A 12,775-nucleotide genomic window follows, 5' to 3' on the forward strand; every position below is an offset into this window, starting at 1 on the left:
TTTCCACATAGTGAATGTTGGCGCTTCCGCACCAACCACTTCGGCCGGAACGATGGGGCGCATGGTGAACATCATTGACGTCCTTTCAGCGTACGACGGCGTGGCGCGGGCTAAGCATCTCGCTGCGGCCGGGGTGTCGCATTTCCAGCTGAAATCCGCGTTGGCGAGCGGTCGGATTCTCCGCGTGGCGCGAGGGGTCTACGCGGTGCCGGGTGCCGATCCGGGCTTGCTCGCCATTAGGTCCCTTCCTGCGGAACCGGCCTGCATTTCCGCGGCCGGGCTGTCCGGGTTGTGGGTCATGGATGCCCCTCAATTTCCCCACGTGGCAGTCCCTCACAGCCGAACGTACGAGGGTTTTGTCTGTCATAGATCCGCGGCCCCGCCAACGCTAATGGATTCAGTCGTCCAAGCCCTGCGTTGCCTGCCGGATCTGGACGGCCTGGTCATTGCCGAATCGGCCGTGGCTCTTGGCAGGTTGCCGCTCACGGCTATCAGGATGAGGCTGAGTGGGCGGAACGATGCACGGGAGCGGAGGCTCGTGTCACGGATCGTTCCCCAGTCACAGTCGATCATTGAGTGCATCGCCAGGTACCACCTGCGCGAAGCGGGTTTCCACGTTGAATCTCAGGTGAACATACCGGGCATGGGGCATCTGGACCTGATGGTGGACGGAAGACTGGGGATTGAAACCGACGGAGCAGGTTTCCACATGGACAGGCCGAGCTTCGAGGAGGACCGCCGTCGGTGGAATGTCACCACCAGGTTGGGCGTCCCTACCTTGGTTGTGAGCTATTCGATGGTGAAACACCGGCCCCGGGAATTTGTGGCGATGGTCCGGGACACGCTGAGGTCTCTCGACGGGGCCGCGTGACCTCCGGCGTATCCCAAGATTCAGCCGTCTCCGAAGGGACATGCCCATCGCTACTCACCAGGAACGGACATGTCCCTTGCCCCGGCCCGCGCTGCCGCGGGACATGCTCTGCCCTGAGAGCCAAGAATGGGCATATTGGCACTATGTCCAATGGTTCGGGCAGGCAGGGGGCATGTCCAGTGGTTCGGGCAGGCAGGTGGCATGTCCAGTGGTTCGAGTGCGCAGGGGGCATGTCCTGTGGGTGGGTGAGGGGTTGCGGCCAGGGGAGCGCGGGATTACTCGCGGGCTGAGCGCGTACCCCGGCGTGGCGGCGGAGGGGGGACCTCCTTTGCCGCCACTACAAGGGCCAGCGGGATCTCGACGTCGGACTGGCGGGTACGGATGGTGCATGCACCTTCGGTGACGGAGAGCAGGTAGCCGAGGGCATCCGTGAAGCCGCTGTCCAGCCTGTATCGGACAACTACCCGTGTTCCGGATACGGTATTGAGCAGGAAATCCTGGGGCCGGGTCAGATTCACCAGTTCATAGTAAGACGCCCGGCTAGGTTGCTGGGTTCCGGCTGGGGGATAATAGGCTCAGAATTCGATGTACCGGCCACGGGGCCGGTGGACTACCCGGAATTGTCCGGGACAACTGTGGAGAGGCAAGGGACGTGACCTACGTAATCGCGCAGCCGTGTGTGGACGTCAAGGACAAGGCGTGTATTGAAGAATGCCCTGTTGACTGCATCTACGAAGGCGAACGTTCCCTCTATATCCACCCGGATGAGTGCGTGGACTGTGGAGCTTGCGAACCCGTGTGCCCGGTCGAAGCGATCTACTACGAGGACGACACCCCGGAGGAATGGGCCGACTATTACAAGGCCAACGTCGAGTTCTTCGATGACCTTGGTTCCCCTGGCGGAGCTGCCAAGATCGGCAACACCGGCAAGGACCACCCCTTCATCGCCGCGCTGCCTCCACAGAACCAAGACCACTAAGAACGGTTGCTTCCTTTGATTTCTGCGGCACCCGCTTTCGGCCTCAACCTGCCCGACTACCCTTGGGAAGCGATGGCGCCGTACGTGGCGAAGGCTTCGGAACACCCGGGCGGGGCAGTCAATCTCTCGATCGGCACCCCTGTGGATCCCACTCCGCAGCTCGTCCGCGAGGCACTTGCCGGGGCAGCTGACGCCCATGGTTACCCAACGGTTCACGGCACGGAGGCACTTCGCGAGGCCGTATCCGACTGGTTTGCCAGCCGTCGCGGGGTCCCTGGGATCGATCCGCGGGACGTCCTGCCGACCATCGGCTCCAAGGAACTGGTGGCCTGGCTGCCGTTCCTGCTGGGACTGAGCGCAGGCGACGTCGTGGTCCGCCCCACTGTGGCTTACCCGACCTACGACATCGGCGCCATGCTCGCAGGGGCTACTGCGATCGCAGCGGACAGCCTGGACGAACTGGACCTGGCCACCCGCTCCAGGGTCCGGCTCATCTGGATCAATTCCCCGGGCAATCCCACGGGCAATGTCCGCGACGTCGAATCTCTCAGGCAGATCGTGGCCCAGGCGCGCGAGATCGGCGCCGTCGTGGCGTCGGACGAATGCTATGCCGAGCTCGGATGGGGCGAATGGGATGCCCAGCGTGGCGGCGAGGCGGTGCCGAGTGTCCTTGACCCACGCGTCACGGGAGGGTCCACGGACGGCCTGTTGTGCGTCTACTCCCTCAGCAAGCAGTCGAACCTGGCCGGTTACCGTGCCGCTTTCGTGGCCGGCGCCTCGTCCATCGTGGCGAATCTGGTCAACAGCCGCAAGCACGCCGGCATGATCGTGCCGTACCCGGTCCAGGAAGCGATGCGCATCGCGCTCGGCGACGCCGGCCACGTGCTCGCCCAAAAGGATCTCTACCGCGGCCGCCGCGAACGCCTCCTTCCGGCGCTGAAGAACTTCGGCCTGGAGATCCACGAGTCCAAAGCAGGCCTGTACTTGTGGTCCACTGCGGGCGAGGCGACGTGGGACACAGTTCAGCGTTTCGCTGACCTGGGGATCGTCGTCGGGCCCGGGGTGTTCTATGGTGACGCCGGCAATGGTTTCATCCGGGTGGCGCTCACGGGCACGGACGAACGCATCGATGCAGCCGTGGAACGTTTGAACACCACTCGGTAACAATGCTGTGACTTGCCGCACATGGCGCGTCATTCCGCCGGTAACCGTAGCTTGTGAATTAGTTTGTCCCGCGTACTGGCGGTAGCTTTTAACTGACTATCAATGGTGGCTTTCTCCACGAAGGCAGTCCGACCGATGGCGTCTGCACCTGCGGGCCCCCGGCTGGAGGCACCAGATGTTGGTTGGATCAAGCTTTCGACCGAGGCCAAGAGCCTCATGAAGGGGACTCCATGACTGAGACCACCAGCGCTACCCTGCGCCATGCCGGCGGAGAGCTCGAGCTCCCGCGGATCAAGGTTGTAGAAGGGAACGAAGGATACGACGTTTCCAAGCTGCTGAAGCAGACGGGCGCCGTCGCCTATGACCCCGGCTTCATGAACACCGCCGCCACCACGTCGGCAATCACCTACATCGATGGCGACGCCGGTATCCTGCGGTACCGCGGCTACCCGATCGAGCAGCTTGCCCAGCACTCCAGCTTCCTGGAAGTTTCCTACCTGCTGATCTACGGCAACCTGCCCACGCCCACCGAGCTGGATGCCTTTGACCAGCGCATCCGCCACCACACGCTCCTCCACGAAGAGCTCAAGGGCTTCTTCGGCGGTTTCCCGCGTGACGCGCACCCGATGCCGGTTCTTTCCTCGGCTGTCTCCGCGCTGTCCACGTTCTACCAGGACTCCTTGGACCCGTTCAACCCTGAGCACGTGGAAGTTTCCACGATCCGGCTCATGGCGAAGCTCCCCGTCATCGCCGCCTACGCGCACAAGAAGTCCATCGGCCAGCCCATGCTGTACCCGGACAACTCCATGAACCTGGTGGAGAACTTCCTGCGCCTGAGCTTCGGACTGCCGGCGGAGCAGTACGAGCTGGACCCCGTCGTCGTCAAGGCGCTGGACCTCCTGCTCATCCTGCACGCCGACCACGAGCAGAACTGCTCGACGTCGACCGTCCGCCTTGTGGGCTCCTCGAACGCGAACCTGTTCGCTTCCGTTTCCGCAGGCATCAACGCCCTCTTCGGTCCGGCCCACGGTGGGGCCAACGAAGCGGTGCTGAAGATGCTGCGCCAGATCCAGGCCGACGGCATTAAGCCCGAGGAATACATGGAGAAGGTCAAGAACAAGGAGGACGGCGTCCGCCTCATGGGCTTCGGGCACCGAGTCTACAAGAACTACGACCCCCGCGCGAAGATCATCAAGGCGACGGCGCACGAGATCCTCGGCAAGCTCGGCGGCAATGACGAGCTCCTGGACATCGCGATGCGGCTCGAAGAGAAGGCCCTGGCCGATGACTACTTCATCCAGCGCAAGCTCTACCCGAACGTCGACTTCTACACCGGCCTGATCTACAAGGCCATGGGCTTCCCCGAGAAGATGTTCACCGTGCTGTTCGCGATCGGCCGGCTCCCCGGCTGGATCGCCCAGTGGCGCGAAATGATCAACGATCCCCAGACGAAGATCGGCCGTCCGCGGCAGCTTTACACAGGAGAGCCGGAGCGCGACTACCCGGCGGTCTAAGCCAACGCGGGGTCACTTACGGTCCGTCCCAAGGGACATTATGGGCCGTAAGTGACCCCGCGTTGCTTTAAGAGCTGTAGCCGAGGGGGTTGTTCTTCTGCCAGCGCCAGTGGTCTTCGCACATTTGGTCCACGGTTTTCGTGGTGGACCAGCTCAGATCCGCCAGGGCTGAGGAGGCATCGGCCCAGAACGCGGGCAGGTCTCCGGCGCGGCGTCCAGTGATCTCGTACGGCAGCGTGTGGCCCACGGCCTTCTCGAAGGCGTGGAGCATCTCCAGCACGGACGTGCCCTTCCCGGAGCCAAGGTTCCAGCGGTGCACGCCGGGGCGTTCCGCAACGTAGTCCAGTGCGGCGACATGGCCATCGGCGAGGTCGACGACGTGGATGTAGTCCCGCAGGCAGGTGCCGTCCGGGGTGTCGTAGTCTCCGCCGAAGACCATGAGCTTTTCGCGGCGCCCGACGGCAACCTGGGCGATGTACGGAACCAGGTTGTTGGGGATGCCCTGCGGGTCCTCGCCGATCCTGCCCGAGGGGTGTGCGCCCACCGGGTTGAAGTAGCGCAACAAGGCGACGTGCCAGCGCTCGTCCGCTGCCCCGAGGTCCGTGAGGATGTCCTCGATCTGCTCCTTGGTGCGGCCGTAGGGGTTGTTTGCCCCGATCTCCATCTTCTCGACGTAGGGGATGGGGTTGTGCTCGCCGTACACCGTTGCCGAGGAACTGAACACGATCGAGCGGACCCCGTGCTTGTCCATGGCGCGAAGCAGGTTCAACGTGCCCACGATGTTGTTGTAGTAGTAATTCAGCGGTTCCTGCACGGATTCGCCAACGGCCTTGAGCCCGGCGAAGTGGATGACGGCGTCGATGCTGTGCTCATCGAACACCGCCTCAAGGGCGGCCTCGTCCACCAGATCCACCTTATGGAACGCCGCTGTCTTTCCCGCCAGTTCACCGACACGGCGCAGGGATTCTTCGCTTGAGTTCACGAGATTGTCCACCACGACTACTTCGTGTCCGGTTTCCAACAGGGACAGAACGGTGTGCGATCCGATGTAGCCGGTGCCACCCGTGACAAGAATTCTCATGCAAGCAACGCTAGCCGAACTTGGCACGGCTCGCTCAGTGTTGCGTAGGCCACACTCCCGTGGTTCCCGTGCGCCGGACGGCACGGTTCAAGCACGTTCGTGCTAAAAAGATTTGTGCCAAAGATTGTTGATGCCGAAGCCCGGCGCCTGGAAGTAGTCGAAGCCGTCTTCAGGATCATCGCCTCGGATGGCCTTGAGCGTGCGTCCTTGCGGGAGGTGGCCGATGAAGCAGGGCTCGCCGTTGGCTCCGTCCGGCACTACTTTGCCAGCAGCGATGAACTGCTGGTCCATTCCTTTGGCGTGGTTGTCGACAGGATTGCCGGGCGGCTTGAGGATGCGTTCGCCGTCGTCGAATCCTTGGAGCCGGGCTCGACGGAACACGACGCGGCGGTCTTAACCCTGCTGGGTCAGTTCCTTCCGCTCGACGAGGAACTGGCCGTCGACGCCTGCGTGTGGATGGCCTTCCGGCACGCGGCCCGAATCCGGCCGGTACTCGAACAAGTTGCCGCACGCAGCCACCGAGCCGTGGCCGCCGTCGTCGGCCGCTTGGTGATGCGGCTGATGCCCGACGGCGGATCCGTCCAGGAGCGGCTGGTGACCGAGGCCGAGCGACTCCTGGCCACCCTCGACGGACTGTCCATGCACGCGCTGCTGCAGCCTGAGTGGATGACAGCCGAGGTCTGCCGCGACGTTCTGACCGCTCATCTGGACACCCTTGTTGCACTCCCCTCAACCGTTAACGTCAAGGCTCATCGGGAATAGACTGGAACTCTGAGCGGGCACCTGCCAAGGGAGGCAATCGGATGCATGACACAGGCGGTCAGGGGTGGCGGATCACAATGGACACCTCCGGACCGATGCTCATTGCCTTGTATCTGAGAGACGTTGCTGGATTGGACGGAGCTGGTACGCCGACGTTATCCCACGCCACACCCAAAGTCAGACACGCGGACCACACACACCTCACCGCCGAGGTCGGCGGGGTACCGGCACTCAAGACGGAATGGGAAGCCTGGTGGGAGCAGCTGCTGAGGGCATATCCGGATGCCGCTCCGGAGCTCTCACCTCCGGGATTCAACGCCTTCGGCAACTCGCCTGCCCTCCGGCGGGTACTGCAAGCCCACTTCGGGGCTGCCCTCACGTGGGCCCGTGAACGCCTCGAAGATTACGAAAAGCTCGAAGCGGAACGCGTGGCTAGCGGTGCCATGTTGCTTCTTGGCGACATGGTCGAGGACCGCTTGCTGGAAGTCGGACGGAGCTCCCGGGACTTCGAGCTGACGATCATCGAGCTACCACTCAGCGAGCCAAGGGCCTGGTACTTGGAGCCGGACAAGATGATCATGAGCCACCAGTTGTTGTCCCAGCCGGAGATATTCCGCAGCTACGTCCAGCCGGTGGTTGAACTACTGGTCTGACGCCCGCGGCCTGACGCCCGCAGTCTGACGCACTCAGTCTCAGGCCACAGCCACGCGTTACGTCTTCGGAGCCGAAACCGTGATGGTCACGGTTCCCGCTGCCGCCGCTGAATCCTGCCAGCCCTTGTGGTCCTGCCGGTTCCAGGTGGCGCCGGCCACGTCAACCTGCGTCACGGAGAGGTCCTTGGCATTAGCCACAGCCCATTGGGCCACTGCCCACGCCTGGGGCCCGGTAATGTTCAGCTGGACCGTGCGGCCCTGTGCCGCGGCGGGCAGGGAGCCGAACGCCGTCGTCATGGCCGTCACAACGGCGCTCGGGTCACCGGCAGTGTCCGCGGCGCGGAGCGTGCAGTCGAGGGCCCTTTCGGAATGTCCCGTCAGCGCCGACGCGTACGCCCGGCCCATCGCTTCCTGCTGCGCATATGCCTGGGGGTACGCGGAATGCTGGACCGCTTGCGCCGCATCAGTGATCGCCATGGTTTCGTAGCCCGGCACTTTCACCAAGTGGTCATAGAAGGCATTTGTCGCGTAGACAGGGTCCATGACCTCGGCCTCGGTGCCCCACCCCTGGGAAGGGCGCTGCTGGAACAGTCCCTTCGAATCGGGGCCCACCTCGTCACCGTGGCCGATGTTTCGAAGCTTGGATTCCTGCATGGCGGTGGCCACAGCGATCGTGGCCGCGCGCGCGGGCAGCCCGCGCTGCACCGCAATGGCGGTGATGAGGGCTGCATTGGCGGCTTGGTCGGTCGCCAGCTCGTATGAGTCCGAGCCGACGACGGCGACGCAGCGCTCCGTAACCAAGGTTTCGGAGCGCTGCAGCACAGTCACCACGGCAAAGATGGCACCAGCCACCAAGGCAAGAGCCAGCAACAAGATGATGGTGCGTCGGAGACGGCGCATCCAGATATCAGCTAGTTGGCGTGGAGGGCTTCGTTGAGTTCCACCGTCTGGCCCTTGCGGGGGAGGACCTCGACTTCACCAGTGGTGGAGTTGCGGCGGAACAGCAGGTTCGGCACGCCGGAGAGCTCAACAGCCTTGATGATGCTGCTGGTGTCCTCGCCGTTGGCGTCCTTCGGGCCGGGGATGCGCACACGGGTTCCAGCCGTGACATAGAGGCCTGCTTCAACCACGGAGTCGTCGCCGATGCTGATCCCCACGCCGGAGTTGGCGCCCAGGAGGACGCGCTCACCCAGGGCGATCTTTTCCTTGCCGCCGCCCGAGAGGGTCCCCATGATGGAGGCGCCGCCGCCGACGTCGGTGCCGTCACCGGCAACAACGCCTGCCGAGATGCGGCCTTCCACCATGGACGTGCCGAGCGTGCCGGCGTTGAAGTTCACGAAGCCCTCGTGCATGACAGTGGTGCCTTCTGAGAGGTAGGCGCCCAGGCGGACCCGGTCGGCGTCGGCGATCCTGACGCCGGTGGGGATGACGTAGTCCACCATGCGGGGGAACTTGTCCACGCCGTAGACCGTCACGGCGCCGCGCTTGCGCAGGCGGGCACGGGTCACTTCGAAGCCGTCCACTGCGGCAGGACCGAAGTTCGTCCACACAACGTTGGGGAGCTTGCCGAAGATGCCATCCAGGTTGATGCTGTTGGGCTTGACCAAGCGGTGCGAAAGCAAGTGGAGGCGCAGGTAGGCGTCAACGGTGTCCGCGGGGGCCTCATCGAGGTTGATCTGGGCGAAGACCACTTTCTGTTCGGTCCGGCGATCGGCGTCGTGGCTTTCGGCCGCGAGTGCGGTCAGGGTCCCGTCGGCGTGCTCCACGTCCCGCAGGGATCCGGCCGCTTCGCCCAATGCCGGCGCCGGAAACCATACGTCCAGCACTGTCGCTTCTCCGGCGTCGGAGGTGACGATGGTGGCCAGGCCAAAGCCATAGGCGGAGCGATCGTTGTCAGAAGCGCTATCGAGAGCGGCAGAGGCAGCGGTTTCAGTCATGGCGCAAGTCTATCGAGAGCCGCTGCTTCCCTCGAAACCGTGTGTGGACCGGAGGGGTCGCAATTCGCTCGGGATACAGTGGAGAGGTGACTGTTGAAACTACCCCGATCCTTCTTGACATCAGGCAAGACGTTGCGCTGCTGACCGCCGCGCTGATGGACATCAACAGCGTGTCCGGCAACGAAGCCGCACTTGCAGACGCCGTTGAATCCGCCCTCCGCACGATCCCGGGCCTGCAGCTTGTGCGCGACGGCGACGCCATCATTGCCCGGACCGAGCTGGGACGACCGGAGCGGGTGATCCTGGCCGGCCACCTCGACACCGTGCCGCTGCCCAGTGTGGAAGGTTCACTCGGCACCGTGCCCGCCACGTGGGAGTCCGGCGTCCCCGGGACGGGAAACTTGTATGGACGCGGAGCCACTGACATGAAGGGCGGGGTCGCGGTGCAGCTTGCGCTCGCGGCAACCATGTTCGACGGCGGCGCCGAGCCAGGCAAAGACGTCACCTTCGTCTTCTACGACCACGAGGAAGTTGAAGCGGTCAAGAGCGGCCTTGGCCGGTTGGTCCGGAACCACGGCCATCTCCTGGAGGGGGACTTCGCGATCCTGCTCGAACCCACGGACGGCACTGTGGAAGGCGGTTGCAACGGCACCAGCCGCTTCGAAGCCACCACGGTCGGGGAAGCGGCGCACTCCGCCCGGGCATGGATGGGCAGCAACGCCATCCACGCAGCCGCGCCCATCCTGAGCCGCCTGGCAGCCTATGAACCTCGTACAGTCAACGTGGACGGGCTGGATTACCGGGAAAGCCTTAATGCCGTGAAGATCAACGGCGGCACCGCGGGCAACGTGATCCCGGACCGCTGCGTCGTTGAGATCAACTACCGTTTCGCGCCGGACAAGACTCCGGACCAGGCCGAAGCCCATGTCCGCGAACTGCTGGAGGGCTTCGACGTCGTCCGCACCGATGCTGCCGCTGGAGCGCGGCCCGGCCTCAACCACCCGGCCGCGGCGTCCTTCGTTGCCGCCGTCGGTGCCGAGCCCAAACCCAAATACGGTTGGACCGACGTCGCGCGCTTCAGCGAGCTGGGCGTGCCGGCGGTCAACTTCGGGCCGGGGGATCCGCTTCTGGCGCACAAAGACGACGAACACGTCGACGCCGACGCCATCCGTGAGTGCCTTCGTGCGCTGCGGTCGTGGCTGGCTGATTAGGAATTGAGGCTTCCCTCTACCTTCAAAGCGTGGGTGTGGCCCGTGGGCTTGGTTCCGGAACCAAGCCCACGGGACACACCCACGGTGTCGGAGCTATTCAGCCCTCGATTGCCACAATTTCCGACTTGACCACCTTCGCCACTTTGACGTTGCGGCGCATCCGGCTTTCAAGCCACTTGGCGATTCCAGCCAGGATGAGGCACATTCCGACGTACAGGACACCGGCGATGATCGCGGAAGGAATGATGGGCGAACCGTACTGGGCCTGGCTTCCGAAGTACTTCGCTTGGAAGAGGATCTCGTTGTAGGTCACGATGAAGCCCAAAGCCGTGTCCTTGAGGATGACCACGAGCTGGGAGATGATCACCGGGAGCATTGAGCGGACCGCCTGCGGAAGCAGGATGTTTGTCATGACCGCGCTCTTCGGCAGTCCGATGGCGTAGCCGGCCTCGCTTTGGCCGCGGGGGAGCGATTCGATCCCGGCGCGGAAGACTTCGGCGAGCACTGATCCGTTGTAGAGCACCAGGCCTGCAACGACTGCCGTGAAAGGCGTGATCCCCTGGACGCCGAGCGGAGGAAGGCCGTAGTAGAAGATCATCATGAGGATCAGCAATGGAATGGCACGGAAGAGTTCCGTGAACCCGTAGCAGGGCAAGCTGATCCACTTACGGTCGGAGAGCCTGCCGAAGGCGAGGAAGACACCGAGCACCAGGCTGAGCACGGCCGCCGTGGCGAACGCCGAAAGCGTGGCACCCACCGATTGGATGATGGTCTGCTGAACCAGCGGGAAGGTGAACAAGTGCCACTTCTTCTCGTCGAACTGGCCGCTTTGGGCGAAGCGAAGGACGATGAATCCGACGATGGCGATAATGACCAAAGCGGTCACGACGCCTAGAATCCGGTAGCGTGCGCGGGCCTTTGGGCCCGGAGCGTCGAAAAGGACCGAGCTCATCGGACCACCTTCCATTTCTTTTCAAGCTTCCGCTGGGCAAAGGAAAGAATGAAAACGAGCAGAACGAAGATGAGTGCGACCCATAGCAGCCCGGCCATGGCAGGCTCGCCGCGCTCGGAAAGATTCGATCGGATGGCGCCCGCTTCGGCGACCGAGAAGCCGGCAGCCACGGTGGTGTTCTTGAGCAATGCAATGAACACACTGAACATGGGCGGGATGACGGCGCGGAAAGCCTGGGGGAGGATCACAAGCGTCAGGGTTTGCGTAAACGGCAGGCCGATGGCCCGCGCGGCCTCGGCCTGACCGACAGGCACCGTGTTGATGCCGGAGCGTACAGCCTCCGCCACATAAGTAGCGGTGTACAGGCTCAGGCCGACGATTGCAGCGGTCATGAAATCAATTTCCACGAGACCGAGCTTCGGGTAGCCCAAGGCAAAAAAGAACAAGACCAACGTCAACGGGGTGTTGCGTACAACGTTGATATACAACGTGGCGGCGGCGCGCATCGCCGGGATCGGCGAAACACGAAGTGTCGCCACGATGGTGCCCAGGATCAGCGCGAAGAACCCGGCAACGACGAAAAGTATGAGGGTGTTCCGGAACCCTGTGATGAAAAGGTCCGAATTATTCAGCAGCGTATTCACAGAATGGTCGCTTTCAGCCGATATTCGAGGGGGCGGCCAGGGCCGCCCCCTCGACATGGGTTTAGTAGTTGTCCACTGCGGGCTGGGTGACCTTGGTGCCGGACTGTCCCAGCGTGGAGTCGTAGATCTTCTGCCACACGGAGCCGCCATCGGTGAACATCTTGTTCACGAACTTGCGGAAGGCGGTGTCGCCCTTCTTCAAGCCCACACCATACTTCTCAACGGTGAACGGCTGGCCCACGACCTTGAGGTTATCGGCGTCCTGGGAGGCATAGCCGATCAGGATTGCCTGGTCAGTGGTCACAGCGTCGACCTGGCCACTCTTGAGGGCCTCGACACACTGCGAGTAGGTGTCGAACTCGGTGGTCTTGGTGCCGGGGAAGTTTGCCTTGATGTTCTGGATGGGAGTTGAGCCCGTGGCTGAACAGACGTTCTTCCCGGACAGGTCCTTCTCGCTGTTGATCGTCGTGTTGGACTTCTTGACCAGCAGGCCTTGACCTGTCACGAAGTAGGGACCGGCGAAATCAATCAGCTGCTTGCGCTTGTCAGTGATGGAGTATGTGCCGACGTAGTAGTCGATGTCGCCGTTCGTGATGGCGGACTCGCGGTTGGCCGAAGGAATCGGCTTGTACTCGATCTTGTCCTTGGAGAAACCGAGCGATGCCGCAATCCACTGGGCAATCTGGATGTCGAAACCGCTGTACTCGCCGGTCGCGGCGTCCTTGAAGCCCAGGCCAGGCTGGTCCTGCTTGACGCCGATCCTGATTTTTCCGTTCGATTTGATCGTGTCGAACGTGGGGCTGCCCGTAATGGACACGTTCTGGGCCACCGTGAACGGCGCGGACTCGCTGCTTGGCGCCGTGGTGGAACCTCCGCCGCCCCCGCCGCAGGCGCTCAGGGAAAGGGCGAGCGCCGCGCTTGCAGCGACCAGGAGGGATTTCCTCCGGGTGATAAAAGCCTTCATGATATTCCTTTCATTGTGCGGCCACCCCCGCGGCCTGGATGCG

At 63.2% G+C, this 12,775-nt stretch carries 14 protein-coding genes; 7 read left to right on the forward strand and 7 right to left on the reverse strand.

Features of this window, described 5'->3' with window-relative positions; all coding sequences use genetic code 11:
- Positions 1–61 precede the first annotated feature (61 nt).
- Complete coding sequence (locus AB0O52_RS02625) at positions 62–871, forward strand: type IV toxin-antitoxin system AbiEi family antitoxin domain-containing protein (protein ID WP_364532960.1); 810 nt, start codon at positions 62–64, stop codon at positions 869–871.
- A 275-nt stretch (positions 872–1,146) separates the two neighbouring features.
- Here the strand turns inward: AB0O52_RS02625 and AB0O52_RS02630 are convergent, their stop codons facing one another.
- Positions 1,147–1,389: a hypothetical protein gene (locus tag AB0O52_RS02630; protein ID WP_364532963.1), complete on the reverse strand. Its 243-nt coding sequence runs from the start codon at positions 1,387–1,389 to the stop codon at positions 1,147–1,149.
- Between the two features lie 134 nt (positions 1,390–1,523).
- Between AB0O52_RS02630 and fdxA the strand changes: the two genes are divergently transcribed.
- From fdxA to AB0O52_RS02645, 3 genes are all read left to right on the forward strand, one after another.
- Positions 1,524–1,850 (forward strand): ferredoxin, encoded by a 327-nt coding sequence (fdxA, locus tag AB0O52_RS02635; RefSeq protein WP_018776555.1) that lies wholly within the window; start codon positions 1,524–1,526, stop codon positions 1,848–1,850.
- A 15-nt stretch (positions 1,851–1,865) separates the two neighbouring features.
- The gene (dapC, locus tag AB0O52_RS02640; protein ID WP_364532966.1) at positions 1,866–3,014 is read left to right on the forward strand and encodes a succinyldiaminopimelate transaminase; all 1,149 of its coding nucleotides are present in this window, start codon (positions 1,866–1,868) and stop codon (positions 3,012–3,014) included.
- Positions 3,015–3,244: 230 nt separating this feature from the next.
- Complete coding sequence (locus tag AB0O52_RS02645; protein WP_059387479.1) at positions 3,245–4,528, forward strand: citrate synthase; 1,284 nt, start codon at positions 3,245–3,247, stop codon at positions 4,526–4,528.
- Between the two features lie 67 nt (positions 4,529–4,595).
- Here the strand turns inward: AB0O52_RS02645 and galE are convergent, their stop codons facing one another.
- A complete protein-coding gene (gene galE, locus AB0O52_RS02650; protein WP_364532969.1) occupies positions 4,596–5,609 on the reverse strand; it encodes a UDP-glucose 4-epimerase GalE in 1,014 nt (337 codons plus the stop codon).
- A gap of 114 nt (positions 5,610–5,723) precedes the next feature.
- Between galE and AB0O52_RS02655 the strand changes: the two genes are divergently transcribed.
- On the forward strand, positions 5,724–6,371 hold the full coding sequence (locus AB0O52_RS02655; protein WP_364532971.1) for a TetR family transcriptional regulator C-terminal domain-containing protein: 648 nt from the start codon (positions 5,724–5,726) through the stop codon (positions 6,369–6,371).
- A gap of 41 nt (positions 6,372–6,412) precedes the next feature.
- Complete coding sequence (locus AB0O52_RS02660) at positions 6,413–7,024, forward strand: hypothetical protein (RefSeq protein ID WP_364532973.1); 612 nt, start codon at positions 6,413–6,415, stop codon at positions 7,022–7,024.
- Positions 7,025–7,081: 57 nt separating this feature from the next.
- Here AB0O52_RS02660 and AB0O52_RS02665 read toward each other — a convergent pair whose 3' ends face one another.
- Together AB0O52_RS02665 and dapD are read right to left on the reverse strand one after the other, a co-directional pair.
- A complete protein-coding gene (locus tag AB0O52_RS02665; RefSeq protein ID WP_364532975.1) occupies positions 7,082–7,924 on the reverse strand; it encodes a hypothetical protein in 843 nt (280 codons plus the stop codon).
- 11 nt (positions 7,925–7,935) lie between these two features.
- Positions 7,936–8,961 (reverse strand): 2,3,4,5-tetrahydropyridine-2,6-dicarboxylate N-succinyltransferase, encoded by a 1,026-nt coding sequence (gene dapD, locus AB0O52_RS02670; protein ID WP_364532977.1) that lies wholly within the window; start codon positions 8,959–8,961, stop codon positions 7,936–7,938.
- 86 nt (positions 8,962–9,047) lie between these two features.
- On the opposite strand from dapD, the gene dapE reads away from it, so the two are divergent.
- Positions 9,048–10,172, forward strand: a complete 1,125-nt coding sequence (dapE, locus tag AB0O52_RS02675; RefSeq protein WP_364532979.1) for a succinyl-diaminopimelate desuccinylase — start codon at positions 9,048–9,050, stop codon at positions 10,170–10,172.
- 97 nt (positions 10,173–10,269) lie between these two features.
- Here the strand turns inward: dapE and AB0O52_RS02680 are convergent, their stop codons facing one another.
- The 3 genes from AB0O52_RS02680 to AB0O52_RS02690 all read right to left on the reverse strand — a co-directional run bounded on the left by AB0O52_RS02680 (position 10,270) and on the right by AB0O52_RS02690 (position 12,732).
- Positions 10,270–11,124, reverse strand: a complete 855-nt coding sequence (locus tag AB0O52_RS02680) for an amino acid ABC transporter permease (protein ID WP_364532981.1) — start codon at positions 11,122–11,124, stop codon at positions 10,270–10,272.
- Positions 11,121–11,768: an amino acid ABC transporter permease gene (locus tag AB0O52_RS02685; RefSeq protein ID WP_364532983.1), complete on the reverse strand. Its 648-nt coding sequence runs from the start codon at positions 11,766–11,768 to the stop codon at positions 11,121–11,123. The genes AB0O52_RS02680 and AB0O52_RS02685 overlap by 4 nt, the downstream gene beginning before the upstream one ends.
- 61 nt (positions 11,769–11,829) lie before the next feature.
- Positions 11,830–12,732 carry a glutamate ABC transporter substrate-binding protein gene (locus tag AB0O52_RS02690; protein ID WP_364532985.1) on the reverse strand — a complete coding sequence of 301 codons (903 nt, stop codon included), beginning with the start codon at positions 12,730–12,732 and terminating at the stop codon, positions 11,830–11,832.
- Positions 12,733–12,775 lie beyond the last annotated feature (43 nt).

The sequence above is a fragment of the Arthrobacter sp. NPDC080073 genome (assembly GCF_040686575.1).
Taxonomy (GTDB): domain Bacteria; phylum Actinomycetota; class Actinomycetes; order Actinomycetales; family Micrococcaceae; genus Arthrobacter.